Source organism: Brevibacillus borstelensis (assembly GCF_003710865.1).
GTDB lineage: Bacteria > Bacillota > Bacilli > Brevibacillales > Brevibacillaceae > Brevibacillus > Brevibacillus borstelensis.
In genome coordinates this window covers 17,774-44,175 of sequence record NZ_RHHO01000014.1, presented here as the reverse complement: position 1 = coordinate 44,175, position 26,402 = coordinate 17,774, and the positions used below count along the sequence as shown (strand labels likewise).

At 54.7% G+C, this 26,402-nt stretch carries 24 protein-coding genes; 10 read left to right on the top strand and 14 right to left on the bottom strand.

What is annotated here, in order from left to right:
- The first annotated feature begins 17 nt into the window (after window positions 1-17).
- Genes EDM54_RS07575 through EDM54_RS07560 form a run of 4 tightly spaced genes read left to right on the top strand, consistent with a single transcriptional unit; the run spans window position 18 to window position 3,969 of the window.
- A complete protein-coding gene (locus EDM54_RS07575) occupies window positions 18-1,037 on the top strand; it encodes an ABC transporter substrate-binding protein (RefSeq protein ID WP_003388680.1) in 1,020 nt (339 codons plus the stop codon).
- 10 nt (window positions 1,038-1,047) lie between these two features.
- Window positions 1,048-2,055, top strand: coding sequence for a FecCD family ABC transporter permease (locus EDM54_RS07570; RefSeq protein ID WP_003388681.1), 1,008 nt, complete (start codon window positions 1,048-1,050; stop codon window positions 2,053-2,055).
- Window positions 2,048-3,073, top strand: a complete 1,026-nt coding sequence (locus tag EDM54_RS07565) for a FecCD family ABC transporter permease (RefSeq protein WP_003388682.1) — start codon at window positions 2,048-2,050, stop codon at window positions 3,071-3,073. Before EDM54_RS07570 ends, EDM54_RS07565 begins: the two co-directional genes overlap by 8 nt.
- A gap of 35 nt (window positions 3,074-3,108) precedes the next feature.
- Complete coding sequence (locus tag EDM54_RS07560; RefSeq protein WP_003388683.1) at window positions 3,109-3,969, top strand: alpha/beta hydrolase; 861 nt, start codon at window positions 3,109-3,111, stop codon at window positions 3,967-3,969.
- Window positions 3,970-4,238: 269 nt separating this feature from the next.
- On the opposite strand, the gene EDM54_RS07555 is transcribed toward EDM54_RS07560, so the two are convergent.
- The 5 genes from EDM54_RS07555 to EDM54_RS07535 all read right to left on the bottom strand — a co-directional run bounded on the left by EDM54_RS07555 (window position 4,239) and on the right by EDM54_RS07535 (window position 10,282).
- Entirely contained in the window at window positions 4,239-5,030 is a 792-nt protein-coding gene (locus tag EDM54_RS07555; protein ID WP_003388684.1) for an ABC transporter permease, read from the bottom strand.
- Window positions 5,031-5,035: 5 nt separating this feature from the next.
- Window positions 5,036-5,809 (bottom strand): ABC transporter ATP-binding protein, encoded by a 774-nt coding sequence (locus tag EDM54_RS07550; RefSeq protein ID WP_024983022.1) that lies wholly within the window; start codon window positions 5,807-5,809, stop codon window positions 5,036-5,038.
- Window positions 5,810-5,813: 4 nt separating this feature from the next.
- Entirely contained in the window at window positions 5,814-6,875 is a 1,062-nt protein-coding gene (locus EDM54_RS07545) for an ABC transporter substrate-binding protein (RefSeq protein WP_031932494.1), read from the bottom strand.
- Window positions 6,876-6,959: 84 nt separating this feature from the next.
- Window positions 6,960-7,460, bottom strand: coding sequence for a DinB family protein (locus tag EDM54_RS07540; protein ID WP_031932493.1), 501 nt, complete (start codon window positions 7,458-7,460; stop codon window positions 6,960-6,962).
- 218 nt (window positions 7,461-7,678) lie between these two features.
- Window positions 7,679-10,282 carry a TPM domain-containing protein gene (locus tag EDM54_RS07535; protein WP_122958012.1) on the bottom strand — a complete coding sequence of 868 codons (2,604 nt, stop codon included), beginning with the start codon at window positions 10,280-10,282 and terminating at the stop codon, window positions 7,679-7,681.
- 198 nt (window positions 10,283-10,480) lie between these two features.
- Here EDM54_RS07535 and EDM54_RS07530 point away from each other — a divergent pair, with 198 nt between their 5' ends.
- On the top strand, window positions 10,481-11,251 hold the full coding sequence (locus EDM54_RS07530) for an SDR family NAD(P)-dependent oxidoreductase (protein ID WP_170208374.1): 771 nt from the start codon (window positions 10,481-10,483) through the stop codon (window positions 11,249-11,251).
- Between the two features lie 15 nt (window positions 11,252-11,266).
- Window positions 11,267-12,256, top strand: a complete 990-nt coding sequence (locus EDM54_RS07525) for a bile acid:sodium symporter family protein (protein ID WP_024983026.1) — start codon at window positions 11,267-11,269, stop codon at window positions 12,254-12,256.
- A 124-nt stretch (window positions 12,257-12,380) separates the two neighbouring features.
- Here the strand turns inward: EDM54_RS07525 and lpdA are convergent, their stop codons facing one another.
- From lpdA to EDM54_RS07485, 8 genes are all read right to left on the bottom strand, one after another.
- Complete coding sequence (lpdA, locus tag EDM54_RS07520; RefSeq protein WP_122958010.1) at window positions 12,381-13,751, bottom strand: dihydrolipoyl dehydrogenase; 1,371 nt, start codon at window positions 13,749-13,751, stop codon at window positions 12,381-12,383.
- A gap of 1 nt (window position 13,752) precedes the next feature.
- Window positions 13,753-15,120: a dihydrolipoamide acetyltransferase family protein gene (locus EDM54_RS07515; RefSeq protein ID WP_003388693.1), complete on the bottom strand. Its 1,368-nt coding sequence runs from the start codon at window positions 15,118-15,120 to the stop codon at window positions 13,753-13,755.
- Between the two features lie 27 nt (window positions 15,121-15,147).
- Window positions 15,148-16,125, bottom strand: a complete 978-nt coding sequence (locus EDM54_RS07510) for an alpha-ketoacid dehydrogenase subunit beta (RefSeq protein ID WP_024983028.1) — start codon at window positions 16,123-16,125, stop codon at window positions 15,148-15,150.
- Window positions 16,118-17,059 carry a thiamine pyrophosphate-dependent dehydrogenase E1 component subunit alpha gene (locus tag EDM54_RS07505; protein ID WP_122958017.1) on the bottom strand — a complete coding sequence of 314 codons (942 nt, stop codon included), beginning with the start codon at window positions 17,057-17,059 and terminating at the stop codon, window positions 16,118-16,120. The genes EDM54_RS07510 and EDM54_RS07505 overlap by 8 nt, the downstream gene beginning before the upstream one ends.
- A 145-nt stretch (window positions 17,060-17,204) precedes the next feature.
- Window positions 17,205-18,662 (bottom strand): MocR-like pyridoxine biosynthesis transcription factor PdxR, encoded by a 1,458-nt coding sequence (gene pdxR / locus EDM54_RS07500; RefSeq protein ID WP_122958009.1) that lies wholly within the window; start codon window positions 18,660-18,662, stop codon window positions 17,205-17,207.
- 13 nt (window positions 18,663-18,675) lie between these two features.
- On the bottom strand, window positions 18,676-19,962 hold the full coding sequence (locus tag EDM54_RS07495; RefSeq protein WP_122958008.1) for a TRAP transporter large permease: 1,287 nt from the start codon (window positions 19,960-19,962) through the stop codon (window positions 18,676-18,678).
- Window positions 19,959-20,438 (bottom strand): TRAP transporter small permease, encoded by a 480-nt coding sequence (locus EDM54_RS07490; protein ID WP_003388700.1) that lies wholly within the window; start codon window positions 20,436-20,438, stop codon window positions 19,959-19,961. Before EDM54_RS07490 ends, EDM54_RS07495 begins: the two co-directional genes overlap by 4 nt.
- A gap of 82 nt (window positions 20,439-20,520) precedes the next feature.
- On the bottom strand, window positions 20,521-21,546 hold the full coding sequence (locus EDM54_RS07485) for a DctP family TRAP transporter solute-binding subunit (RefSeq protein ID WP_122958007.1): 1,026 nt from the start codon (window positions 21,544-21,546) through the stop codon (window positions 20,521-20,523).
- 324 nt (window positions 21,547-21,870) lie between these two features.
- Between EDM54_RS07485 and EDM54_RS07480 the strand changes: the two genes are divergently transcribed.
- Genes EDM54_RS07480 through EDM54_RS07465 form a run of 4 tightly spaced genes read left to right on the top strand, consistent with a single transcriptional unit; the run spans window position 21,871 to window position 25,404 of the window.
- On the top strand, window positions 21,871-22,785 hold the full coding sequence (locus tag EDM54_RS07480) for a decaprenyl-phosphate phosphoribosyltransferase (protein ID WP_024983031.1): 915 nt from the start codon (window positions 21,871-21,873) through the stop codon (window positions 22,783-22,785).
- Between the two features lie 25 nt (window positions 22,786-22,810).
- Window positions 22,811-23,167, top strand: a complete 357-nt coding sequence (locus EDM54_RS07475) for an SMR family transporter (RefSeq protein ID WP_024983032.1) — start codon at window positions 22,811-22,813, stop codon at window positions 23,165-23,167.
- Between the two features lie 43 nt (window positions 23,168-23,210).
- Window positions 23,211-23,690, top strand: coding sequence for a divergent PAP2 family protein (locus EDM54_RS07470; RefSeq protein ID WP_003388704.1), 480 nt, complete (start codon window positions 23,211-23,213; stop codon window positions 23,688-23,690).
- A 22-nt stretch (window positions 23,691-23,712) separates the two neighbouring features.
- Window positions 23,713-25,404 carry a hypothetical protein gene (locus EDM54_RS07465; protein WP_122958006.1) on the top strand — a complete coding sequence of 564 codons (1,692 nt, stop codon included), beginning with the start codon at window positions 23,713-23,715 and terminating at the stop codon, window positions 25,402-25,404.
- Between the two features lie 142 nt (window positions 25,405-25,546).
- Here the strand turns inward: EDM54_RS07465 and EDM54_RS07460 are convergent, their stop codons facing one another.
- Window positions 25,547-26,290: an MBL fold metallo-hydrolase gene (locus EDM54_RS07460; RefSeq protein WP_003388706.1), complete on the bottom strand. Its 744-nt coding sequence runs from the start codon at window positions 26,288-26,290 to the stop codon at window positions 25,547-25,549.
- Window positions 26,291-26,402 lie beyond the last annotated feature (112 nt).

Below are 26,402 nucleotides of genomic sequence, written 5' to 3'. Positions count from 1 at the left end.
AGAGGAGAAAAGCAACGATGCTCAAAAAATATTGTGCGGTACTGTTCGTTTCCCTGATGGCAGCGGCGCTTGCGGCATGCGGAGCCGACAAGGCGGCGACAACGGCAAACGGTTCATCGACAAGCCCTGCCGTGGCCCAGGAAGCTGGCGGCAAGCCTGCTGCCAATCCGGCAAACGCTACCGCCGAATCAAGGACAATCCAATATCTCGGGAAAGACTACACGGTTCCGGCTGTCGCCGACCGGATTGTGATCACCGGATCGGTCGAGTCAATGGAGGATGCTCTCGTGCTTGGCGTGAAGCCGGTTGGGGCGATGACGACCGGAGGCAAGTTCGCTCCGATGTTCGCCGAGATTACCGAAGGAACCGTAGGGATCGGGGAGAAAACACAGCCGGATATCGAGGCGATCTTGAAGCTGAAGCCGGATGTGATTCTGGCCAGCACCAAATTCCCGGCAGAAACCATCGAGAAATTGAACAAAGTCGCTACTACCATTCCGGTCTCCCATATATCGACAGACTGGGAAGCCAATCTGAACCTCTTGGCAGAGCTTGCCGGAAAGCAAGACAAGGCCAAGCAGGTGCTGCAAACCTACAAGGAACAAGTGCAGGAGCTCAAGGAAAAAATCGGGCCGATCTTTAAAGACAAAAAGGTTTTGGCCATTCGCGTCCGGGCAGGCAGCACGTTTATTTATCCGGAATCCGTATTCTTCAACCCGTCCCTTTACGCCGACCTCGGTGCGGAAGCTCCTGCGGAGGTCAAGCAGGCGAAGGCGCAGCATCTCATTTCCCTTGAAAAGCTGTCCGAGATGAATCCGGATTATCTGTTCGTCCAATTTGCCGAGAGCGAAAACAAAGACACCCCCCGGGTTTTCGAGGAGTTGCAAAACAACCCGATCTGGAAGAGCATCAACGCCGTTAAAAACGGCAATCTCTTCGTGAATATCGTAGACCCGGTTGCCCAGGGCGGCACAGCCTACAGCAAAGTGGCCTTCCTCAAGGCGGTAAAAGACAGTGGCATCCAGCAGACAAAGTGAGCAGAATACGATGCGTTCAAACAAGCTTGCATCTGCCCTGATCCTGGGGAGCTCGCCGGTTCTCATCGTCCTTGCGATCCTGCTGTCAGTCCTTTATGGGGCCAAGGAGATTGATGTGGATACGATTCGCGATGCGCTGTTCCATTTTGATCCGGGCAATGTCAATCACCAGATTATCATGCACTCCAGATTTCCGAGAGCGATCGGGGCCCTGTTGATCGGGGCCTTCCTGGCTATTTCAGGGGCGATCATGCAGGGGATTACACGAAATTATCTGGCGTCGCCTTCCATTATGGGGGTGACCGACGGTTCGGCTTTTGCCATCACGATCTGCATGGTGTTTATGCCCAACTCGTCCTCGATGGAGATGATTCTCTTTTCCTTTATAGGATCGGCCCTCAGCATCTTTCTTGTTTACACACTGTCCACCCTGCTGCCGGGGGGGCTCTCCCCGGTGCGCATGGCGATTCTGGGGACGATTATCGGCACGTTTTTGAGCAGCGTGGCTACCGCTGTGGCGACCTACTTTCAGGTGTCGCAAAGCATCAGCTTCTGGTACAACGCCCGGCTTCACCAGTTGGACCCGACGCTGGTCAAGCTGGCAGTCCCGTTTGCGGTGGTCGGCATACTGGCAGCGATCTGGCTCTCCAAGTCCATCTCGGTCCTGTCTCTCGGAGAGGAGATCGCCGTCAACCTCGGGCAAAAAACGACCGCTATCAAGTTTATGGCTACCGGAAGCGTGGTCATCCTGACCGGCATATCCGTAGCGCTGGCAGGAAAAATCGGCTTTGTGGGACTCATCGTTCCCCATATCGCCCGCTTTTTGGCCGGCGCCGACTACAGATGGATCATCCCGTGCTCCGGAGTGCTTGGCGGCATCTTTCTGGCGCTATGCGATGTGCTCAGCCGGTTTGTCAACTATCCGTACGAGATGCCGATTGGCGTGGTCACTTCCTTGCTTGGCGTCCCTTTCTTTCTCTATCTGATCCGGACAAGAGGGGGCGAAAAGCGTGCATAATGCTTCCAAAGGCCGTTACGCTGCCGTATTGGCCGCCGGGATCGGCGTGATTCTGGCCGCTGCTTATATCAGCTTGACGAACGGCTCTTTCGATATGACTGTGCTGGATATTGTTCGGACGCTTTTGCGTATCGACCCGCAGCCGGAACATGATTTGGTCATCCTTGAGTTTCGTCTGCCGCGCATCGTCATCGCCGTGCTGGTCGGAATCGGGCTTGGCATTGCCGGAGCGGTCATTCAGGGAATTACGCGAAACGGCCTGGCAGATCCCGGCATTTTGGGAATCAATGCGGGGGCAAGCGCGGCCATGGTGATCTTTCTGTTTTTTTATCAGGGACAGGTAAAGGGAACCGGGTGGACGGCGATTTTGACCATGCCGCTGTTCGGATTGGCTGGCGGTCTTCTGGCGGCCCTCCTGATCTACCTTTTTGCCTGGAAAGACGGGCGGCTGGAGCCGCAGCGCCTGCTTTTGACCGGGATTGCGATCGGTTCCGGGCTCGGTGCGCTCACCCTTTTTCTGACCTTGAAGATGAACGCGAGCGATTTTGAGATGGCCGTCGTCTGGAACTCGGGCAGCATTTACAACGCCAACTGGAAATATATCGCCTCCATCCTCCCGTGGCTTGTCTGTCTGATTCCCGTCATTGTCAGCAAGTCGGCCATCCTCGATGTGTTCAAATTGGACGAAGACATCGTCATCGGCATCGGTGTTTCGTCGGAAAAAGAAAAGGCAATGCTCATCCTGTGCAGCATCGGCATCGTGAGCGCCTGTGTTTCGGTGTCGGGTGGCATCGGTTTTATCGGACTGATGGCTCCCCACATCGCGAAGCGACTGGTCGGCCATTTCCACCGGTACATGATTCCTGTTTGCGGACTGGTCGGAGCGGCGCTGGTGCTGGTCTCCGACACGATTGGCAAGCTCCTCTTTGCCCCGGCCGAATTGCCGGTCGGAATCGTCATTGCGATCATCGGTGTTCCCTATTTCATCTTTTTGCTTTCCAGAAAAAAAAGCCGTTGAGTCCGAAAAAAATACTGCGAGAGGAAGTAGATACAGTGGAGAGCCAGCAAAAGGAGCTTGAAGAAGTGAACGTGTGGGAAGGCGGAGGCGGGGTCTTTCTTCCCCAAACCGAACAGTACGCCATGCGCTCCAGCGTCAGCAGCCGGGAGTATCGCATTCTCATTTACAGGCCAAGCGAGGCTCCGCCACCCTCGGGGTATCCGGTGATCTATTTGCTCGACGCCAACGCCTTGTTCGCCACGATGGCGGAGGCCGTACGCATTCAGTCCCGCCGCTCCGAGAAGACGGGCGTTTTTCCGGCGGTTATTGTCGGGATCGGCTATCCTGAAGAAGCGCCGTTTCCGCCCGCCCGCTTTTATGATTTTACGATGCCAAGCCCCCTTGCCGAGCTGCCTCCTCGGCCCGATGGGACCGCATGGCCGGAGCATGGCGGCGCCGAAGCCTTTTTGACATTCATCGAGGAGGAGCTCAAGCCGAGGATTGAAAGCCGCTGCCCTGTCGATAAAAGCAGACAGGCCATCTTCGGGCACTCTCTTGGCGGTCTTTTTGTCCTGCAAGTCCTGTTCACCCGTCCGCAGGCCTTCCAGACTTATATCGCCGGCAGTCCGTCCATCCATTGGAACAAGGCCTTTCTGCTGGAAGCCGAGAAGCAGTTCTCTTCCCTTGCAAAGCAGCAGGCAGTCGGCGACATCGGCATCATGATCGCGGTAGGAGAGCTGGAGAAGGGCCACCAGAGCCGCATGAACGAGAATGCAAAGGAGCTTGCAGAGCGTCTTTCCGCCTTGGCAGACTGCGGGATTCGCACCGAGTACAAGGAGTATGAGGGAGAAGGCCATGTTTCGGTGCTGCCGGGCTTGATCAGCCGCGCCGTGCGGTTTGTATCCCGCCCTTTATAAATGGGGCCGCTTCATAAAAGGGAGCCACTTTTCTTTATAAGCATAACGCCGAAGCCAACTTACCTGGACAACACCGCTACAGCCAGTCCAGCTTCTGCTATACCCATTTGCAGCGGAAAAGGAAAAAGCTGACGTATGCAAACTAGCTTGCAAACGTCAGCTTTTGTTTTCCTCTCAAGCAGCATGGAGGCGGGGACTCACTTTCCTGACAGCCTGACTTACGCTTTTGCTTTGAGTCCGGCCCCTTCGCCAAAGCCGCATCCCTCACATTACTTCCACGGAATCAGCTTTCGCTCCAGCCACTGCAGCGTGCGGTTGAAAATCAGACCGAGCAGGGACAGGAACAGCACGCCCACCATCAGCTTGGTCGTTATCATCAGGTTTCCGTAGTGCAGCACCATGGAACCAATCCCCTGCTGGGCCGCGATCATTTCCGCAGACACCAACAGGAGCAGCGAGGTTCCGGCCGCCAGCTTCAGACCGGCAAAGATCATCGGGAGCGCCCCTGGCAGGATCACTTTTCGGATGACATTGAGATGGTTGGAGCCAAAGGTGACAGCGGCCTTGATCAAAATGGGATCGACCGTTTTCACGCCCGAATACGTATTGATCACGACCGGGAAGAACACCCCGAGCGCGATGATTGCGACCTTGGGCATCTCGCCAATCCCGAACCAGAGGATGATCAGCGGCAGCAGGGCAATTTTCGGAATCGGATAAATCGAATAAACGATAGGGGTCAAAATGGCATCGGCCCACCGGGAGAACCCGAGGATCAGGCCAATCGCGATTCCACAGATCGCTCCGATGGCGTATCCCGCTCCGATCCGGTACATACTGGCCAGCAGATTCTCGATCAGCTCGCCGTTCACGAGCATGTCCCATGCTGCTGTCAAAATAGCGGAGGGAGCAGGCAAAAAGAGCGGGGGTACGATGTTCATCCGGCAGACGATTTCCCACAGTACCACCAGTCCGGCAATCCCCAGTGCGGCGGCATACCCCGGAATTTTTTGCTCCAGAAAGGCGACGCGGTTGGTAATGACTTGTCTTTGCTCGTTCATCTTGCTCACCCCTCCTTCAGCGCTTCCTGGGCATCGTGTTTGATCAGCTGCCAGATTTGATCGGCGTATTGCTCGAACTGGCTGCGGTACTCTTCTTTGTCCCTTCCTATTTTCGGAAGGTCAATGCGAATAATCTCCTTGATCTGGCCCGGATGTCTGGACAGGACAATCACCCGGTCAGCCAGGTAAACGGCCTCTTGAATGTTGTGCGTTACATACAGCGTGCTCAGTCTGGTCCGGTCCCAGATCGTCAGCAGCTCCTCCTGCATGAGTGTGCGCGTCTGGGCATCCAGCGCGGAGAAAGGCTCGTCCATCAACAGCAGATCCGGCTCGACCGCAAGCGCTCTGGCGATCCCGGCCCGCTGCCTCATCCCGCCTGAGAGCTGTTTCGGGTACGCCCCTTCAAAGCCCTGCAAGCCGACCATGTCGATGTAGTGCTTGCCCTTTTCCTGCTGCTCCTGTTTGCTGGCGCCGCTCTCTTCCAGTCCGTAGATGACATTTTCATAGACCGTCCGCCACGGAAACAGGGCAATTTCCTGAAAGACAATGCCTAGTTTGGGCTTTTTCCCCTGGGTTCCTTCAAAATAGACCGTCCCGCTGCTGGGCGACATCAAGCCTCCGACGATGTTGAGCAGCGTGGACTTGCCGCAGCCGCTCGGTCCGACCAGCACGACGAACTCCTGCTCTTCAATGGAAAAATTGATGTTCGTAAGCGCGGTCACTTCTCGTTTTTTTGAATCAAGAAACGTCTTGCCGACATCTTCGATGACAATTCTCATGCGATCACTTCCCTAACTTTTGCAAAGCATCTTCCAATAGCTGCGTATTCACGATTTCGCTCGTATCGATCGCTTTGTCGATCAGCTTTTCCTTGGCATACCACTCTACCTGGGTCTTGATGTCGGACTCCAGCAGCTTGCCGTCGCGGTCAATGTAAGGCAATCCTTTTTTGATCATGTCCGGCTCTTGATCGGTGTACTTGGCGATGATTTGGACGACTTCATCGTAATGCTTGCCAGGGACGATCTGTCCGTCTTTCTTTGTGAGAACGGCATCGTAGTAGTAACGGGTCGCTTTTGCGTATGCCTTCAGGAAGCGTTCGGCCACATCCTTGTTCTCAGCCAGCTTCGGAGAGAAGAAGATGCCCGAAGTCTGGTACTCGATCTCGTCGCCTACCTGGGCGATTACCTTGCCGTAGCCCTCGTCTACAACGGTCGAGATATTCGGCTCGTTCAAAAGAACAGCATCCACTTGTTTGCTCTTGAGGGCTTCCATCAATCCTTTGATGCTGTTGAGCGGGACGAGCTCCACGTCGCCAAGCCCGAGGCCGTGCTTTTCGAGCATTCTGCCGGCCATGTAATGATAGGTCGATCCGGTCTGTGTGATGCCGATTTTCTTGCCCTTTAATTCTTCGATGCTTTTAAGTGGTGAATCGCCAGGTACTAATAAAGCAGAGGAGGAGTAGCCCTGCTGTTCCCTTCCTTTATCGGCCACAATTACCAGTTTTTGTCCGCCAGACACCATATTGTACAGGCTCGCCGTAATCCCGGTCGCTCCGACATCCACGCTTCCCGCAGCTGTCGCTACCGCGATCGGCTGAGCAGCTTCAAACCACTTTGCCTGCGCATCAATGTTTTCTTCTTTGAAAAAGCCTTTCTCAATCCCGATAAACAACGGTGCAGAGCTTGTCAGCTTGAGCATCCCGATTTGGACAGTAGCCGCTTCCGCCTTCTGCTGCCCGTTTGATCCTCCGGCTGCGCTTTCCCCTTCCTGCTTTCCACAGCCAGCGAGAGCCAGGGATAGAGTCAATAGAGTGCTTGCAACTAGCATTGCTGATTTCTTCACGTAACGCCCCTCCATGTCGTGATCTTTTGATCGTCGTAAAATTACCATTATATTTCGACAAAGTAACACAAAAAGTGACATAGATCAATGCTTCCAGCTCAATAAATGCTCATCGCCGTCCTGTAAAAGCTTGGTCATGTAGACAATTTGACCTGTATGATACGAATAATGGGCAGTCGTATGGTACAGGATTTCCAGCAAATGACGGGTGTACGAGGCCATTCCCGTGTCCGGCGGATAGACAATCGTCACTTCTCTTTCCATATCTTCTGGCGAGAGCGATTCCAGTATCGCCCGCGTCTGCTGGCGCACGCCTGTCAGCTGCGCCAAAAGCTCGTCCGGACTGACGCCGCCTTCCGCGAGAAATTCTGCCGATCTTTCCCGGATGAACGGCTTTTGGCCGATCCCGCTGACGATGTTTTGATATTCGTTTCCGGCCAGATGCAAGCAGAGATTGCCGACGCTGTTGGTGCTCCCGCGCACTTTTTTCCACACCCGCTCCTCCGGCAATCGGTCCAATGCTTTTTTGATCCGTTCCAGCTCTGTGTCCAGCAGCTTCAGTGTTTGGCTGTAAAAACGATGCATGCCTGCTCCCTCTCTTCCCTATGTATTTTGATTCATACTCCATAGGATACCACAGGTCTTCCGGGAACTGGCGCAATGTCGGCATCAAGCGCCTGACGCCCCCTTTTGCCTTTATGAAAATGGGCTTCGCGAAACTTTGTTGGCCAAAGAAAAAACGGCCGGAAGCCAGCCGTTTTTTCTCCCTGCGGTGCTGTATGGCAGTAGTCGGACCACATTGTCTACCATTGCGACGACCCGGAGGATCTCCCGCTGTTCGACGACCCGCCTCCCCAGCTTGAGCTGCCTGACGAATGGCCGCCTCCGCCCCAGCTCGAGCTTCCCGAAGAGCGTCCTCCTCCCGAGCCGCCGCCAAAACCTCCTCCGAAGCCGCCTCCAAATCCGCCAGAATTGTTTCGTCGGCGCTCCTCATCCAAAGCTCGCCGGTACTCCCGATCCATTTCGCTGAGGATCGTTTCTCCTCGGGAGATTTCCTGCATGGCCTCGGCAAAGGACCCCTCCCTGATCGCCAGCTCCACCTGTTCTTTTAAGCGATCGTACTGGGAGGAATAGCGGGAAAGGCGGATTCTTCTGCCGTATCGATTGCGTCTGCTCGAATAGGCGTCCTCGAACCTCCGGAAAGCGCGCACCGTCTCTTCCTTTTTCTGCTTGACCAGCTCCACCCGGTGAGCAAGCTGATCGACAAGCATTTCAAATGAAGTCAGCGCCTCCTCGATCTGATAGACGTCGAGCAATTGACCGTTCATCAGGCTCTCCAGCCCGTTGATCTCCTTGTCTATCTCGGCGATCATCCTGGCAATCTCGGGAATTCTGACATAAAGCTGCTCAAAAGCAGACGCTGATTGATAGAAACGGCTTTGGAACTGCTGAAAACGGTCGCCTGCCGTCTGTACCCGCTCCTCCAAAGCCATGCGATAGCCAAGGCTCTGCTCCCGGACATTTTTTATCTGTGAAAGCAGGTGCTCTGACAGCTCGCTCCGTTCGTGGGCCAGCCTGTATTTTTGCACGCGCTCGTCAAGCGCCGACTTTATTTCGATCAAAAGCCGTTCAAGCTCTTCCTTGTCCCCCATGATTTGTCCGTAACGCTCTTCCTGCTCACGGAGATGAACTTCGGCAAAGCGTTCGCGCAGTCTCGCGAACTCCTGACTGTACGCGGAGTCATATTCCCGCAGTTCAGCGAGAAGCTGTTCCGTACTGCGCACTGTCGTCTTTGCCCTGTCCCGGTGCCGAATCATTTCTGCTACGACGTCGCTCGCCTGCTGCAAGTCATTCTCCAGGCCATCGACACATGCTTTTGCTTCCTTGCTGTCGCCTGCTTCAATCAGCGCTCCGAGGCGAGGCACTTCCGCTTCCGCCGCTTTCAAAATGGCAAAGGGGTCGGCATCGACAAGCAGCAGTTGTTCACGTCCTACCACTTGGCGAAGCTCCTCCTCCTTCGCTTTGATTCGGGCAGGAAGCTCCCTGTGCTTTTCGATCTGGGCTCTGATCTCATCGACAGCAGCCAGCAAGCCGTCAAACATCTGGTGGACCTCTTTCGCCGGTCCTTCGGCTTGCAAGTAATCAAATTCGTCCATGCTGTCCGCTTTGTTCAAAATGGCTTCCGCCTGCTCCAGCTGCTTCCTCATGACGGTCAAGGAGAAGGACGTTTCCCCGGCGAGCGCCTCGATGATTGCCGACGTCTCTTTTTCTCTGTCTTTGGCCTCCTCGACGAGACGCCTTACCTCGACGGACAGCCTTTCAATCTCTTTCAATCTTGCTTGATTTTGTTCAATCTTCGTGCAATACTCCTCCACTGTATCCAGAAGGTCCTGTATGGCCTGTTCCGTTTTGGCCCCGGAGAAAAAGGAAACCTTTTGTCCCGCCAACTGCTCCTGCAGCTGCTGCGATTCTTTATGCAGTTGGAGGGCGGCTTGTTCAAGCTGTGCAACCTGCTTTTTCGTTTCCCCCTCGATGAGGCCGACCTCCAGCTCGCGGAACAGCCCGGAGACGATCATCTGGTCGACGGCAGGCGTCGCTTCCGCATGGCTCTTTACAGCCCGGTCCAGCATTTTCTTTAGACGGGAGCGATAGACAAGCTGTCTGATCGTGAAAAACAGAGCCGCTCCGACGCACAGAAAGAGCAGAACCCAGACGATGGAGTTCTGGGAATGAGCCGATGTCGCCGATTTGGCCTGTGCAGGAGCCGAACCGGATGGAGCGGATGATGGCGGCGGAGTCGCAACGTGCTTCGATGTTGCCGCATTGCCGGAGGGTGCCGTTGAAGCGCCTGAGGCCGCGGGCGATGCTGACGGTGCCGTCGTCGCATTTGCCGGAGACGATGCCGGGGTCGTCGCAGTGACTCCCGCATTCCCCGCAGACGCCGACTCGGAAATCTCATTGACGTAGTCGCTGACCGCAATCACTCCTGCAGCGACATTTCCCTCTCGCGCCAGCGGTACGAATTGCAGGTCGAGAATCCCCTTTACATCCCCCGCATCGCTTTGGGCGACTTGACTTGCCAGCTCCTTGTTTTCGAATACGAGATGCACGTGATTCGGATTCACCGTCACGACCAGCATCAGTTGATTTTTTCCGAGCTTCCAGCCGTCGTAGGCCTCGTTGGCCAAGCGCTCCCCTTCCGCCTCATCCAGCCCGCTGGCGGTAAGGAGCAGCAGCTCGTACTTTTTGTCCTTCGTACTCTCTTTGATCTGCTCGGCTTCATCGGATGAAAACAACCCGACGGGGTCGGTCACGACTCCATTCCGCTCCGGGAGAGCGGCCGCGGAGGCGATGGAGCCCGAGACAAGCCACAGGATCGCCAACATAAACAAACTGATTCTCTTCATTCTTTAATCCTTTCCTGATATGTCGTTCATTTCCAAATTATACAGTAACGAGAGCTGTCGCGCTTGCCCGGCTTGCTTTTCCATTTTTCTCCTCCGCAATCGAAAGGCCAATTGTGGAAGTGGCTCTAGACTCGCTCGTCGGCTGCAAGCAATACTGTGGGTATTGACGAGAGGAAGATCATGAAGGAGGCGATACCCATGTGTTCAGAAAAAAAGCTGGCGGTTATTACCGGTGCGGCTCAGGGACTTGGCTACGCGATTGCAGAGGACCTCGCTGCTTCTGGTCACCGCGTTGTTTTGCTGGACCGCAATCCGGATAAACTGCTTGCCGCCGTCGAAACGCTCCGATCCAAAGGTCATACAGCAGATGGGAAACAAATCGATCTGGCGGAAACAGATGCGATACAAGGCCTGCTCTCCCAGATCGTTCAGGAGCACGGGGCCTTCCACGTTTTGGTCAACAACGCTGGCGTCAATATCGTCAAGCCGATGGATCAGGTCACAAGCTCCGACTGGGACCTGGTGATGAATATCAACCTGAAGGCTGTCTTTTTCATGATACAAGCCGCCGCTCCATTCCTGCATGACGGCGGCTCCATCGTCAATATCGCCTCGGTTGCGGCAAACAGCCCGCGCCCGCTCTCCGCAGCCTATGCGGCTTCAAAAGCGGGGGTTTTGAGCGTGACAAAAACTGCATCGATTGTCCTTGCCCCAAGACGCATTCGCGTAAACGCCGTTTGTCCCGGTGCCATGGAAACAGAGCTGTTGGCGAAAATGGCTGACGACATGAGCACTCTCTTTGGCCAAAGCAGCGAAAGGTCCCTGCAAAATTACATCGGTAACATCCCGCTCGGGCGAATCAGCTCCGCGCATGATGTAGCAAAGACCGTTTCTTTCCTGGCATCCGACGCCGCTGCCTATATAACAGGCCAATCCATAAACGTCTGCGGCGGGTGGACAGTTACATAGCCGGGAGGATCGCCTATGCTTCGCTTTTTCCAAGCAGCCGTCACCAAATTGTTGCCCTTGTGGATCGTCTGTTGTGCGCTTCTCGCCTACCACTTTCCCGGCCACTTTCTGTTCTTGAAAAATTGGACCGCCCCTGCGCTCGCTTTTATTTTGTTTAACATGGGACTTACCTTGTCGCAGGAGAGCTTGAGACGGGTCATTCGGCAGCCAAAGAACGCCTTGCTTGGCGTAGCCGGCAAATGGACGATCACGCTGGGCATTTCCATCGGGCTCGCGTTTCTGTTCTTCCGGGATCAGCCTGATCTCTTGGCGGGGACAATCCTCGCAGGGGCGGTGCCCAGCGGGACATCAGCCAATCTGTACACCTTTATGGCAGGAGGAACGCTCGCTTTGAGCATCATGATGTCCGCTGTGGATACGCTGGTGGGCCCCGTTTTGACCCCGCTGATCATGAAAGCGACGGTCGGCAGCGTTGTCCCCGTAGCTTTTCTGCCGCTGTTTTTGCAAATGGTGTACGTCGTCCTCCTGCCGATTTTGGCGGGCCTGGCGATCCAGTGGAAATGGGAGTCGCGGCTGGCCCCTGTCAAGAAAGTCATTCCCCTGCTCTCTGCTGCCGCCCTCATCGTTGTTGATCTCGCTGTCGTTTCCGGCGCGCAGACTATGCTTCAGGAGAATCTGGTCCTGCTCCCCTGGCTGTTTCTCTGCGTATTTCTGCAAATAACCGTTCCCATGGTGCTCGGGTACTGCTTTGGCGCCGGTTTCCGGATGCCGGAAGCGGATCGACGGTCCGTCGTCTATGAATTCGGGATTTGCAATACGGCCCTGGCTGCGCTTCTTGCCATGGAGCACATCAGCCCGATCGCTGCGGTCCCTGCTGTAGCGAATATGATCACCAATACGTCCCTCGGCGCTTTCATCGCCGTTTTGTGGGAACCGGCCCGCACCCGCTGGCAGCGATACAGATCGAGCTCAAGCTCTGCGGCACAACATCAGTCAACGCAGTAAGGCCCCTTTTGTCTGCGAGACAAGGGAGCCTTTTTTTGTCTGTTTAGGTTTCTGCAAACCAGCCTTTTCCCTGGCGTGTACGGCAGTGCCTCTTGGCAGGCATGCAAGCCGCAGCCTCCCTGGACTAGGGGAGGTGAATTGCTTGCCCCATGATGCTCATCGCGGCTTCCTGGATGCCTTCCGCGACCGTAGGATGGGGATGGATCGTTTTGACCAGCTCGTCGAGCGTAGCCTCGAGCGTCAGACCGAGCGACGCTTCCGCAATCATTTCGGTCGCGTGCGGAGCCAGCAGATGAATGCCGAGAAGCCGCCCGTACTTTCTGTCCGCTACCACCTTTAAAAACCCGTCCGTCTCTCCCCCAACCAGGGCTTTGCCGCTTGCCATCAGCGGAAAGACCCCTTCCTGAACGTCGAATCCCCTGTTTCTCGCCTCTTCTGCCGTTAGGCCTGCCATAGCCGCTTCCGGATGAGAGTAGACGCAGTGAGGGACGAGGTCGAAGTTGACTGGCTGTGTGGGGAAGCCCAGGGCATGTTCAGCCGCTACCCTGCCTTCTGCCATCGCGACATGCGCCAGCATGATCGGACTTGCGCAATCCCCGATGGCGTAGATGCCCGGCTGATTCGTCTGTTGATACGCATCTGCCTTTATTTTGCCGTTCACTACCCGAATCCCCGCCTTATCCAGCCCGAGCGGTTCCAGAACGGCTGCTCTGCCCACCGCCGCCAGCACCAGGTCGGCCTGTACCGATTTGCCTTCCGACAATTGCAGCTCCAGCCCTTCCGTTTCCTTCTTGATGATTTTTACGACCTTTTGGCCAAGGCAAAAGGCAATGCCTTGTCTTTCCAGCAGCTCTTTCAACTGCCGGGACAGTTGCGGGTCCATATTCGGCAGGATGCGCTCTGCCGCTTCGATGACATGCACATCCACGCCCAGCTCGGAAAAAGCGGTCGCAAATTCCACACCGATGACCCCGCCTCCGATGATGGCAAGGCGTTTGGGCAGCTCGGCAACGGAGAGCAGCTCATCGCTTGTGACTACTCCCGGCAGGTCAATGCCTTCAATCGGCGGAACGACCGGACGGCTGCCTGTCGCCAGGATAATGGCATCCGCCTCCAGCAACAACTGCTCTTCTCCCGCAACAGCCACCCTTTTCTCTCCGGCAAGCGAAGCTGTCCCTTTTACGACCCTGATCTGCCCCTTCCGAAGCAACCCTTCTACGCCTTTTCGAAGCTGCATGACCGCTTTTTCTTTCCGCTCCAGAATGGACGGCCATGGAACTTCACCAGCTTTGTTCTCCGGGAACCACTGACTGCTTTTCGCCCATATGTGGGAGGACTCCAGCAGGCTTTTTGTCGGGATGCAGCCGACATTCAGGCAGGTGCCGCCGAGCTGTCCTTTTTCAATCAGGGTGACGTCCGCCCCCAGTTGGCCCGCGCGCAAAGCTGCCGTATATCCTCCCGGCCCTCCACCGATGACGATCAGCCTTTTTTTCATCCTACCGCCTCCCCTTTACAAGCAGCCGCAGCGGCTGCTGGATGTAGTCATGCACCGTCTGGAGGAACCCGGCTGCCTCCGCCCCGTCGAGTGCCCGATGGTCAAAAGAGAGGGACAGCGTCAGCATGGAACGTCGAGCGAGGTCATCACCGATCCATACGGGCTTTTCGACGATCCTGCCGATCCCCAATATCCCGGTTTCTGGCGGATTGATGATCGGCGTAAAACCGTCGACACCCATCATGCCGAGATTGCTGATCGTAAACGTGCCCCCGCGCATTTCATCGACCGTCAGGCGCTGCTCGCGGGCGCGCGTCGTCAGATTATGCAAGGCTTCCGCTATCTCGCCCAAATCTTGTTTGCACGCGTGAGGAATGACCGGAACGAGCAGCCCGTCTTCGACAGAGACAGCCACGCCGAGATGGACGTCCGGGTGGATAGTGATCGCCTGATTTTGGCACCAGGCGTTCAGACTGGGGTGCTTTTGCAGAGCCATGGCAACGATTTTGACCAGAAAATGGGTAACGGTCAGCTTGGTCCCCGTACTCGCCAAATCTGCGGAAAGAATGGCATGTGCGGCCAGCAGCGGAGTTACATCGACTTCCCTGGTGAGTGTAACGTGGGGGATCTGCTGCCAGCTTCGGGTCATCCGCTCCGCGATCACCTTGCGTGCGCCTGTCATCGGGCGGGTTGCGGCTGCCGACTCCGCTTCCCGTGGCGGATGCGTCCACTGACCTCCCGCTTGCTTCAGTTGTTCGGCAATCACGTCAGGCAGCATGATCCGCCCCCGCTGGTCGATCCTCTCCCAGGCCACACCTTGCTCCTCCGCATATTTTTTGGCTGCTGGCGAGATAGCCGGCTGCTTTGCCCCAGTATCCCCGACATCGCGGGAGACAACGATGCTTCTCGGGCCGGATGCACTGACTTGGCCTATATCGATTCCCTTCTCCCTGGCGAGCTTGCGAGCGAGCGGAGTCGCGAGGCGAAACCCCTCAGAAAGGGTGTGATCGCCTGATTCGAGACTCGAAGCATCGTTCGAATCACGGCTAACAGCATCGTTGGATTTGTGATGTGAACCCTCGCCTGCCCCCTGCTGACCGTCTGCTCCCAGCAACCCGCTAATATCCTCGGACTCTTCCGCCACGATCGCAAGCGCTGCCCCGACCTGTGCCGCTGCGCCTGCGGGCGTAAAAATATGGCGCAAAACCCCGGTTCCTGGTGCCGTCACTTCATTGGTGATCTTGTCTGTCTCCACCTCGAACAGCACTTCGCCGCTCTCGACACGCTCGCCTACAGCTTTGCACCAGACGGAAACGGTCCCCTCTGTCATCGTCAAACCGAACTTGGGCATGGTGATTACGAATGCCATGTTATTTCCCCCCTTCCTTCAATTTGTTTACCAGCGTGCCCGCAGAACAGCTTCTACGATTGATTCCACTTGTGGAATCACCCGCTTTTCCAGAGGCGGGCTGAAAGGAATCGGGGTAAAGGCGGCACCTACGCGGATGATGGGGGCGTCCAGGTACTCGAGGATGTTTTCGCTGACCGAGGCGGCAATTTCTCCCCCGACACCGCCTGTTTTGACAGCCTCATGAGCTACGACAAGACGATGTGTCTTTTTGACAGACTCGTAGATCGTCTCCATGTCCATTGGAACAATCGTCCGCAGATCGATCACCTCCGCCTCGATTCCGTGCAGGCTGCCAAGCTGATCGGCGGCCTCCAGACATTTCCCCAGCATGGCCGAGTACGACACGATGGTCACGTCCTTCCCTTCGCGCACGACCGCCGCTTTGCCGATCGGGGTGAGGTAGTCGCCGTCCGGAACAGGTCCTTTTTTGCTGAACAAGTCTTTGTGTTCAAAATAGATCACCGGGTTTTGGTCGCGAATCGCCGCTTTCAGAAGCCCCTTGGCATCCGCGGGATTGGACGGAATGACGACCTTGAGGCCCGGAATATGCAAAAACCATGCTTCCAGCGATTGCGAGTGCTGCGCCGCCGCTGAGCGTGTCACGCCGTCAGGTGCCCGCAGCACGAGCGGCAGGGTCGCCTGGCCCCCGAACATGTAGCGTATTTTGGCCATCTGGTTGAGCACCTCGTCCATCGTCACCCCGATAAAATCGGCAAAGTGCATATCGACGACCGGCACAGCTCCCGCGAGAGCGGCGCCAATTCCCGCTCCCACCAGCGCAGTTTCCGAAATCGGCGTATCGCGTACACGCTCCAGGCCGAATTCCTTTGGCAAGCCCTTGAACTGCCCAAAAATGCCGCCCTGGCTTGCGATGTCTTCTCCCATGATGAAAACTCGCTCGTCCCGGCGCATTTCTTCCTGCATCGCTTCCAATGTTGCCTGAGAAAAGGATATGTTACGCATGGCTGGCCTCCTCCTCTACGTACAGATCATCAAATGCTTCCTCCGGATCAGGGTAAGGGCTCTCCTCGGCAAAGCGGATCGCCTCTTCGATTTCTTCCGCGACCCGCTGCTCGATTGCTTGGAGCTGCTCTTCGGTCAGAAGCTTTTCCGGGAGAACCCGCTCGAGGAATTTCTTGATCGGGTCGTTGCTCTCCATCTGGCTCATCACTTCTTCCCGCGTCCGGTACTGCTCCGGATCGCCTACGAAGTGGCCTTTGATCCGGTACGTTTTGCACTCGACAAGTGTAGGGCCCTCGCCTCGCCTGGCTCGTTCTACGGCTTCTACTGCGGCTTCATACACGGCAAAAACATCATTGCCATCCACCATCGCGCTCGGCATGGCATAGGACGACGCTCTTACGCAAATATCCGTGACGGCCGTCGCTTCGTGAATCGGCGTCGTCGATGCCCACTGGTTGTTTTCGCAGACAAATACGACGGGCAGCTTCCAGACGGCTGCCATATTCAGCCCCTCGTGAAAGGTACCCCGGTTGCTCGCCCCATCGCCGAAAAAGCAGACGGCTACCTCTGAGCCTTTGCGCAATTGGACTGCCAGCGCGGCTCCGACGGCCAAATTAAACCCGCCGCCCACGACGCCGTTTGCCCCGAGCATGCCAATGCCAAAGTCAGCAATATGCATCGATCCGCCCTTTCCCTTGCAGTAGCCTGTCTTGCGCCCGTACAATTCGGCCATGCACCGTTTTGCTTCGGCGCCTTTTGCCAAGGTGTGGCCGTGCCCCCGATGTGTGCTGGTAATGTAATCGGTGCGGTTCAAGGCGGAGCAAACGCCGACTCCGGTCGCTTCCTCGCCAATGTACAAGTGAACAAAACCCGGAATGTCCCCGGCTAAAAACTTCTCGTTGATCGCCTCTTCAAAGCGTCTGATCAAGAGCATGTGGTAATACCAATCCTGCAAGAGGTCCGTCGATATCGCTTTATTACCCACCAAAAAACACCCCTTCTGGTAAGATTGTGAGAATTCCCACCATCAGCATAAGGGGTGTGCAAACGTTTTCATATAACCATTCCCGTGATTGGTCTTACTGATATTCGGAAATGGCCTCACGAATCATTTCGAATCCGGGTTTCAACAAGTCCAGCGAGGGCTGTGTATAGGCCAGGCGGAGATAATTTTCTCCCAAGCCCACGCCGCTCATCCAGTTCCCCGGCACAAACGATACGCCTTTGCGCAGGGCTGTCTGCAGCAGTCTCTCCGCCCGGACCTGGCTGGGGATCCTGCACCACAAAAAGACACCGCCCTCCGGCATGCTGCAGCGGATTTCAGGCATGTCCTTTACGATTTCCCTGATGAGGGACAGACGCGCGCTGTAGGCCTGACGGAGCCTGGCTGCGTGGACCGACAGGCGCCCTTCCGTCAAATAGGCATGAACGGCAATCTGCGTCAGGTTGTTGCTGTGCAGATCGATCCGCTGCTTGATCGTGGATAAATTGGAGATGATTCCCTCCGGGGCTACCAGGAGAGCTACCCGCAGGCTCGGAAACAAATACTTCGAGAACGACTGGAGGTGGATGACATAATTGTCCTGATCCAGCGCTTTGAGCGGCGGCACCGGTTTTTTGCCGAAATAAATCAAGCTGAACGGATCGTCCTCGACGATGGGAACCCTGTATTTTTTCGCGAGGACGAGCAGGTCCTTTCTCCGTTTCAGGGACATGGTCACGCCAGTCGGATTGTGAAACGTCGGGTTTACGTAAATAAACTTCACCGGAAACTGCATCAGGAGATTCTCCAGATTGTCAATGCGAATCCCTTCCTGATCCAGGGTGATGCGCAATATTTTGGCGCCGGTCGCCGTAAACGCGTCAGAGGCGGCGAGAAATCCGGGGTCCTCCATGATGACGTAATCGCCCGGAGCCAGGAACAGCCTGCTGATGAGATCCAGTCCTTGCATCGCTCCGGAGACGATCATGATCTCTTTCGGGTCGACGTGAATGCCGCTCTCCTCCAGCCATTTGCAAGCGTCTATCCGCAGAGGCTCATAGCCCTGCGTCGGTGCGGGCAACTGGAGCAGGATCGGGTTTTTCCGCAAATGCTCGGCAAAGTATTGGCTCAGCTCGATTCCCGGGTGAACCTCGGGGGCCGTGCCGACACCCGCGAAATTGATCAGGCGCGGGTCTCGGCCAAAACGCATGATCTCTTCCATCGCATGATTGACATTCCCCGTCTGATAGGCGAAGTCGGCATGCCAGGTGACAACCTGCTCTGTCCGCTCCATCTGCGGTCCGCGCATGATATATGTGCCGCTCCCCTGCTGGCTGCGGACGATCCCTCTTGCTTTCATGTCTTCATTGGCAAGCGTGATCGTCATCCTGCTCACCTTCAACAGCTCAGCCATCCGCCGCTCGGAAGGCAGCCGCGTCCCGGGCTTCAACTTCCCTTCGTGCACCATTTGTTCTATCTGCCGCGAGATTTGCTTGTACAAGGGCTCTTTTTCCACCGCATCCAGAACAATTTGATCCCAATGGGTCGCTGACAAAAGAGATCACTCCTTATTTCATGTTCAACAGTTCAGGAAGCCACAGTGTAATAGACGGAATGTAAGTGATCACGAGCAACGCGAGTATGGATGCGACAATAAACGGAATAACCCCTTTCGATATCTCCTTCAACGAAATTTTCGCCAGTCCGCAAGCAACGTAAAGATCGAGGCCAACGGGCGGTGTGACCAGACCAATGGCGAGGTTCATCGTCATCATGACGCCAAAATGGACAGGGTCAATGTCCATCATGGTGAGAATCGGCAAAAAGATCGGCAAGAAAATATAAAATGCGGATATGGCATCCACAAACATCCCCGCGATCAGCAGGACCAGGTTGATCATCAGCATCATCGTAATCGTGTTGGGGGCGATGCTCATCAAGGAATTGGCCAAATCCTCCGCAATCCCCTCAACCGTGATCAGCCAGGCAAAGGTGGAGGCCGAGGCGACGATAAGCATGATCATCGCTGTCGTTTTCGCAGATTCCACCAAGAGGCTTGGCAAATGTTTGATTTTGATTTCCTTGTAGATAAAAATTCCGACAAACAAACCGTAGAATACTGCCACAACGGCAGACTCTGTCGGCGTGAAAATCCCCGTGTAGATTCCCCCCAGGATGATCACAGGGGCCATCAAGCCCCACGAGGCATCCTTCAGAGCAGCCACAATGTCCCTGGCGCTCGCTTTCGGAAGCGTAGGGATCTGTTCTTTCCTGGCGATCATGTATCCCGTCAGCGCCAGTATGGCACCCATCAAGAGGCCGGGGACAATCCCCGCCATAAAGATTTTACCAATGGAAACCTCCGCGATTACACCGTAGATGATATAGGCGATGCTGGGCGGAATGATGATGCCGATGCCGCCTGCCGTCGCGAGAAGCCCTGCCGACATATCCTTGCGATAGCCTTGCTTGACCATGGCCGGTATGATAATCGCGCCCACGGCGGCCATCGTAGCGGGACCGGAACCGGAAATCGCCGCGAAGAAACACGCTGCCACGACTGACACGATGGCAAGCCCGCCCGTGAAATGGCCGGTAAGCGTCTGAGCTAGCTGGATCAGCCTTTTGGAGATGCCCGCCCTCTCCATGATCAGCCCGGCGAGGAAAAAGAACGGAATCGCGAGCAGCGTAAATTTGGTCAACGATGAATACAAGGTCGGCGGCAGCGACTGGATGGGCAGATCAAACAGCAGCAGCGTGATCGCGGTAGAGAGGCCGAGGGCTACGGCGATAGGCATGTTTAAAAACAGCAGCAGAAAGAAGGACCCGAATAGACAAATCGCTGTTGCGCTCATTGGTTTGCCTCCTCTCTTTTATGCCTTCGTATCTCCAGGACGTACCCTTCCCAGAAACGAAACATGCACAGCAGCGCACCGAGCGGCACCGACAGACCCATCAGCCACTCCGGCAGGCCCATGGCCGGCGTCTTCTGGTTGTACTGATACTGCTGCATGACCATTTCCCAACCGTACCAAAGCAGAATGACGAAAAACACCGTCGTCAAACAGCCGACAATCACGGTACAAACGATCCGGAAGCGGGCGGGAAGCTGATCGGTCAAAAGCGCAAAGCCGAGGTGCCCGTTTTCCCTGGCAAGCAAGGCCGCTCCGATAAAAATGATGAAAGCGAAGATGTTGGTGGTCAGTTCTTCCGTCATGGAAAGCGAGCTGTTGAAAAAATATCTCGATAATACGTTGACCATTGTCAAAACGCAGATGATGCCCATTAAGACTGCCAGAATCCACTCTTCCAGCCGAACCCAGAATTTCATGACGATCCCCCCGTAAAAAGCAATTGCCCTGCGATTGGGATGAAAAAGGGGGCTTTATCGCCCCTTTTTCCACCTGTCGTGTTTACTTGCGGAATGCATCCAAAAGATCCTTGCCGATGATGCCCTCATATTTGTCGATAACCGGTTGGACTTTTTCCTGGAATGCCTTGATCTGCTCAGGTGTCAGCTCGACGACTTCCATCCCTTTTTCCTTGAGCTGCGCCAGCACTTCTTCGTTCTCTTTGCGATTCAGCTCGATCTGGTATTTGGCGGCTTCTTGGGCCGTTTCTCTCAGCAGCTTTTGCGTGTCCGCGTCCAGACTGTCATACAGCTTTTTATTGACGCCAAAAACAATCGGATCGTACATGTAGTTCCATACAGTCAAGTACTTTTGCACCTCGTACAGTTTGGAGTTGAGAATGATCGGAAGCGGATTTTCCTGTCCGTCGATCACACCTTGCTGCAAGGAGGTAAACACCTCCGAGAAGTTCATAACCGTCGGATCTCCGCCAAACTCCTTATACGTAGCCACCATCGCTTCCATGGAAGGCGTTCTGATCTTCAGTCCGTTCAAGTCTTCCGGGGTGAGAATCGGCCTCTTGCTGTTTGTAATTTGACGGTAGCCGCTTTCCCCGAATGCGAGAGGCTCGATCCCTTTGCTGCGAACGAGCTCCATCAATTTTTGCCCGGCTTCTCCGTTCATCGCTTTGTCAGCCTGTTCGTAGCTTGGTATGAGCCAGGGAAGAGAAGGCGCGGCAAACTTCGGGTCGAGTACGTTGTAGATAATCGTAGAGTGGAGAGAAATGTCCGTCGACCCGTTTTGGACTGCCTCCAGACCTTTTGGCTGGTTGCCGTTGGAGAGAGATTCATTTGCATACATTTTCATTTTGATCCGGCCATTTGACTTTTGCTCGACGTCCTCCATCCACTTCTTCACCGCAACTCCCCAGGTGTCTTTCTCCGAGACCGTAATGCTCACTTTGAGCTTTAATTCCTGCGACGCGCCTGCCCCCTGAACTTGAGAGCTTCCGTTCGATTGCTGGGAACCGCAGGCTGCCAGCGCTGCCGCCATCAATACAGAGAGTCCAAAACTTACGAGCCTTTTCATATGTCCTCCCCCGCGTTGTATACGCTTTCAATTTTTAATTTTTAGAATAGTGGCAATTATGTTAAGGGTATATATCCAATAATCAAATTGGCCTTATATTTTGGGCGTTATTTGCAAACATCCCTTTATTTGGATAGCGATTTTCCTTGCAATTCCTTGATTCCATATATCCACTTTCAAGATTTGCCCCTTGCCTTTATCTCCTTTTTTGTGAACTGGATTCGGAACGAAACAGCAAAAATCGATCAATTATGTTACTATTTGTTGGTAATTGTCGTCTTACCTTTGGTAACATGCTACATAGTAAATAGATTGGAGAGTCATATGGGATTGCCGAATTCTGTGAAAGTAAAAGCGCAAACAGCACCTGTCCAAAATGTTTTGGTTTTGTTGATTCGTCAGCTGCGGCCTCAGCAATGGACAAAAAACCTGCTTGTTTTTGCTGCCCTTTTGTTTTCTTTCCGCCGAGTGGATATGGATGTTGGCGGCAAAGCTATTCTCGCCTTTTTCCTTTTTTGCTTCGTATCCGGCTGTGTCTATATATTGAATGATTTTGTAGACATCAAAAACGACCGGAACCATCCCGAAAAGCGGTTCCGGCCCATGGCTTCGGGGGCATTAAACCCGTTTTTGGCACTGACTTTCGGTGCTTTGCTGCTGATTGTTTCCCTTTCTGTCGCCTTCTCTGTCAATACGCTCCTCGGTTTTGTGCTGCTGGTTTACTTTTTGCTGAACTGCGCGTATTCACTCAAGCTGAAGCATGTAGTCATTCTCGATGTGATGATTATCTCTGCCGGTTTTGTCCTCCGTGCGATCGGAGGCGGCCTCGCGATCGGAACCCCGCTGACCCCGTGGTTTTTGCTTTGCACCATGCTGCTGGCTCTCTTCTTGGCCATCAGCAAGCGGCGGCACGAGCTTCAACTGCTGCAAGCGGAAAAAGGTTCCCACCGGAAAGTACTGGAGTTCTACTCGACAGAATTGTTGAATCAATTCAATACGATCGTGACAACGGCAACGATCATCAGCTACTCGTTGTTCACCTTCACATCCGGGCGGACGATCCAGTTGATGTGGACGATTCCGTTCGTGATTTTTGGCATTTTCCGCTACCTCTATTTGATTGCGATGAGCGGCAAGGGAGGCAGTCCGGAAAAAGTGCTGCTGGAGGACAAGCCGATCCTGATCACGGTGCTCTTGTATGTGGTTACGGTGGCCGGCATCCTGTATTTTTTTGAATAACAGCACAGATAGGTGGATGAAGGGTATGCAGGCGCACGTCCTGATTTTTGTTTCGATCCTGCTCAGCGCATGCGGGCAGGTCGCCATGAAGCTGGGAGCCTCGTCTCTGGCGGGAAAGAGCGATCTGTTTTTGCTGAAAATCTTGCAGTACATCACCAACGTACCGATCGTCGTCGGACTTTCCCTGTACGGAATCTCCGCATTTGTCTGGATAGCGGCCATCGAAAGGGTACAGCTCTCCTACGCCTACCCTATGGCCGCCTTGGGCTATGTCCTCGTAGCGATCCTGTCGGTTTTTCTGTTTCAGGAGCCGATGTCTGCCACGCGGATGGCGGGCCTTGCGATCATCATCATCGGCGTCATTGTGCTGGCACAATCCTGACACATCCCGCAGCTTGGCAGTTTATCTTATCGGAGGAATTCACATGTTGTACGCGTTGGCACCGTTTATCGGATGGCTCGTCTCGGGAACGGTCAAATTTTTTATCAACTACCTTCGCTTTGGGAAGGAAGCCCGGTCAAAAATAGGAAACGGCGGATTCCCCAGCACCCATACGACTGTGATGGTCACCAGCATTGCCCTGATCGGCCTGCGCGAAGGCTTTGACCATCCTGTATTCGGGCTGGGAGTTGCGGTTACGTTTATCGTCATCATTGACGCGATGGGATTGCGCAGGGCCGTCGGCAAGCATGCGGAAGCGCTGAACCGGATGGCGACAGCGCCGTACCAGTCGGTCTCTGCAGAGTCGAGTGTCACAGCGGATTCGCCTGCTTCCGTCGCAAAGCCGCTGCGCGAAAGCATGGGGCATACCAAAGGTGAGATTGTAGGAGGGATTGTTCTCGGCGTGCTGCTTGCGAAGCTTTTGCACGTGCTTTCACAAGCAAGCCCGAGTCTATTTGGCTAGGAATGGGAGAGAAAGAGAAAGTATGAACGAATCAACAAATATAAACAAGCTGGGGAACTATTCCTTTATTCTGGGGATTGCGTTGATCCTCTTTTTAGCCTTTATGCTGTTTTTCACTTCGGTCCTGTTGTTATGCGGAATACCGATTACCGGCATCAGCCTCTGGCTGTCCCTGGCTCTCGGCCTTCTTAGCATGTGGGGCATGACGCGCTCATTCTTTCCTGCCCGCACAGTGGCCGCGTTTCTCTCCACTCTCGCGGGGCTTGCGCTCGTTTTGGGAATCAGCTTGTATGCGAGCGCCCACACCTACGACCTGTCATGGGATGGGCAAACGTATCACCAGGAAGCGATTATCCTTCTGAAGGATGGATGGAATCCGGTCTATGAACAGCTGGAGGCGCCCACAGATGCAGAGCTTGCGAAGCTGCAGGGACGCGAGCTGCTGACGGTGTTCGAGCTGTGGATCAACCACTACAGCAAAGGCCCTTGGCTCCTCGATTCTCTGCTTTACAAAGTGACCGATCAGATTGAAGTGAGCAAGATCTTCAACTTCATCCTGCTGTTTGCGTCTTTTTTTCTGTCTGCAGCCGCCATGCTGACAGCTTTTCCAGCGAAGCCGAAAAGAGCGGTTATTCTCTCGCTCCTGTTGGCCTGCAATCCTGTGGTGGTAACGCAGCTGATCACCTTTTACATTGACGGACAGCTGGCATCGCTCATTTTGTGCATCTGTGCGCTCGGCTATCTTTTGTACAAACGGTATCACCCGTGGACGCTTGCCGGGCTTTGCTCGGCGCTCATTCTGCTCGGCGAGGTGAAATTTACCGCCCTTGTTTACGCCGTCCTGCTCGGCTGCGGGCTGCTGCTGCTCTTTTTCCTCTACGACAGCGAGGGGCGGTGGAAAAGCCTGCTTGCCGCATTCACGGCCAGCTTGCTCATCTGTGTGGCGCTCGTCGGCTACAATCCATACGTAACGAATACGCTGACGAAGGGCCATCCGTTTTACCCGCTGGCTGGCGAAAATGCGGTCGACATCATGAAAACCAACAGCCCGCATGATTTTCTGGACAAAAACCGGTTTGAAAAGTTCTTTGTTTCTCTGTTTGCGACGACCGCCAACGTCGGAAACGACGGAGAAAGCCAGCTCAAATGGCCGTTTTCGGTCACGCCGTACGAGATAACGGCGTTCATCTCTCCCGATGTGCGGGTAGCCGGATTCGGTCCCATGTTCGGGGGAGCCGTGCTGCTCGGCTGCCTGGTCATTTTTGGCCTGCTGCTGCAAAAGAGACGGGCGCATCGGCCAGTTTTCCTCGTCATGGCTATCCTGCTGTTTACGGTTTTGATCAATCCGGAGTCGTGGTGGGCCCGGTATGTCCCCCAGCTTTGGATCATTCCCGTCCTGATTGCCGTGATGGGACTGGAAAGCGGAAAGGCGTGGATTCAAAATGGAAGCAGGCTTTTGCTCTGCGCTCTTATAGCAAACGCGTTTTTGGTCGGCTTCGGTCATTTTATCGGACAGAGCTATTCGCATCTGCTGCTCAAACAGCAGCTGCAGGCGATGAAGCAGAGCACTCAGCCAGTGCTGGTCGATTTCCGGCACTTCAATGCCAACCGCGTCCGGCTGCAGGAGGAGGGAATCCCGTTTGTTGAGACCAAAATCGACGAAAAGCAGGCGAAAGGTTTGTCTTCTTCCCGGACGCTGTACATTATTCCGTAAGTAATAAGGGAATCTCGAAACAAAAGCGCCTTCCTGTCATCAGGAGGCGCTTCGTTTGTTTAATTGGCTGCGATTTTCTATATTGTCGAGGTTTCTACCGGATCTTTGCTGTTAGGAAAGCCCGTTGTTCTTCCCCTGTCTGCTAGGCAGGGTCTCTCTGTGCAAGCTGCTCCAACTGCCCTTTCACATTTTGATCGCTGCGCCCGCCGTGGTAGCAAATGACCGACTCGATCTCATAATCGAGAAGCTTTGCAAGTGAGCGCCGGGCTTCTTCCATGTCCAGGGTTGTCCGGGCTACAGGACCTTGCAAAGTGCCGTTCACACAGATCAAGGCATCGCCTGCAACCAGCGTCTTGCTTTGGACGAGATAAAGGCTGATGTGCCCATCGGTATGCCCCGGTGTGTGAATGACGCGAATCCCGCCGCCATAGGGCAATTCGTCGCCGTCATCAAGAGTATGGTCCACCTTGGCCTTCGGCGGATTGCCAAAAAAGTCTATCGCCTTCTGGCGTTCTTCTTCCGGGAGCATCTCCAGCAAAGGAGCCATTGCTTCGGGACTCGTTTTTATGAGAGGCAGCGTCCCCTCGATGTAAGGCTGATCGAGCTTGTGTGCATACACTTTTGCTTGCTCCGCCTCAGCGATGATCTCGGGTACGCTGCCGATGTGGTCGAAATCCTGATGCGTCAGAATTACTGCTTTCAATATGGCAGGAGAAACACCCGCCTCCAGCATGGCTGTGCGGATTCGCTCCCATGATCCGGGCATACCGGTATCGATCAGGACAGCTGCCTCGTCATCCCAGATCAGGGTCGGGTGCAATGCGGTACTGCCACCGACAGAATTCTCATGCAAATGAAGCATGTTTACACCAGTCTGTTTGCTCAAAAAAGATTCCCCCAATGTAAAAGTGGATGCAGGAGATTGTCAAAGTATGGATTCTCCTATAAGCTACACAATATTATGTATCACACTTTCAAAGTTGAGGTCAATTCCATAA

Excerpts from the sequence above, each read along its gene's own strand:
- EDM54_RS07575 (WP_003388680.1), top strand. The coding sequence starts at position 18 with ATGCTCAAAAAATATTGTGCGGTACTGTTCGTTTCCCTGATGGCAGCG.
- EDM54_RS07570 (WP_003388681.1), top strand. The coding sequence starts at position 1,048 with ATGCGTTCAAACAAGCTTGCATCTGCCCTGATCCTGGGGAGCTCGCCG.
- EDM54_RS07555 (WP_003388684.1), bottom strand. The coding sequence starts at position 5,030 with ATGAACGAGCAAAGACAAGTCATTACCAACCGCGTCGCCTTTCTGGAG.
- EDM54_RS07550 (WP_024983022.1), bottom strand. The coding sequence starts at position 5,809 with ATGAGAATTGTCATCGAAGATGTCGGCAAGACGTTTCTTGATTCAAAA.
- EDM54_RS07540 (WP_031932493.1), bottom strand. The coding sequence starts at position 7,460 with ATGCATCGTTTTTACAGCCAAACACTGAAGCTGCTGGACACAGAGCTG.
- EDM54_RS07535 (WP_122958012.1), bottom strand. The coding sequence starts at position 10,282 with ATGAAGAGAATCAGTTTGTTTATGTTGGCGATCCTGTGGCTTGTCTCG.
- EDM54_RS07530 (WP_170208374.1), top strand. The coding sequence starts at position 10,481 with ATGTGTTCAGAAAAAAAGCTGGCGGTTATTACCGGTGCGGCTCAGGGA.
- EDM54_RS07525 (WP_024983026.1), top strand. The coding sequence starts at position 11,267 with ATGCTTCGCTTTTTCCAAGCAGCCGTCACCAAATTGTTGCCCTTGTGG.
- lpdA (WP_122958010.1), bottom strand. The coding sequence starts at position 13,751 with ATGAAAAAAAGGCTGATCGTCATCGGTGGAGGGCCGGGAGGATATACG.
- EDM54_RS07515 (WP_003388693.1), bottom strand. The coding sequence starts at position 15,120 with ATGGCATTCGTAATCACCATGCCCAAGTTCGGTTTGACGATGACAGAG.
- EDM54_RS07510 (WP_024983028.1), bottom strand. The coding sequence starts at position 16,125 with ATGCGTAACATATCCTTTTCTCAGGCAACATTGGAAGCGATGCAGGAA.
- EDM54_RS07505 (WP_122958017.1), bottom strand. The coding sequence starts at position 17,059 with ATGCTCTTGATCAGACGCTTTGAAGAGGCGATCAACGAGAAGTTTTTA.
- EDM54_RS07495 (WP_122958008.1), bottom strand. The coding sequence starts at position 19,962 with ATGAGCGCAACAGCGATTTGTCTATTCGGGTCCTTCTTTCTGCTGCTG.
- EDM54_RS07490 (WP_003388700.1), bottom strand. The coding sequence starts at position 20,438 with ATGAAATTCTGGGTTCGGCTGGAAGAGTGGATTCTGGCAGTCTTAATG.
- EDM54_RS07485 (WP_122958007.1), bottom strand. The coding sequence starts at position 21,546 with ATGAAAAGGCTCGTAAGTTTTGGACTCTCTGTATTGATGGCGGCAGCG.
- EDM54_RS07480 (WP_024983031.1), top strand. The coding sequence starts at position 21,871 with ATGGGATTGCCGAATTCTGTGAAAGTAAAAGCGCAAACAGCACCTGTC.
- EDM54_RS07475 (WP_024983032.1), top strand. The coding sequence starts at position 22,811 with ATGCAGGCGCACGTCCTGATTTTTGTTTCGATCCTGCTCAGCGCATGC.
- EDM54_RS07470 (WP_003388704.1), top strand. The coding sequence starts at position 23,211 with ATGTTGTACGCGTTGGCACCGTTTATCGGATGGCTCGTCTCGGGAACG.
- EDM54_RS07465 (WP_122958006.1), top strand. The coding sequence starts at position 23,713 with ATGAACGAATCAACAAATATAAACAAGCTGGGGAACTATTCCTTTATT.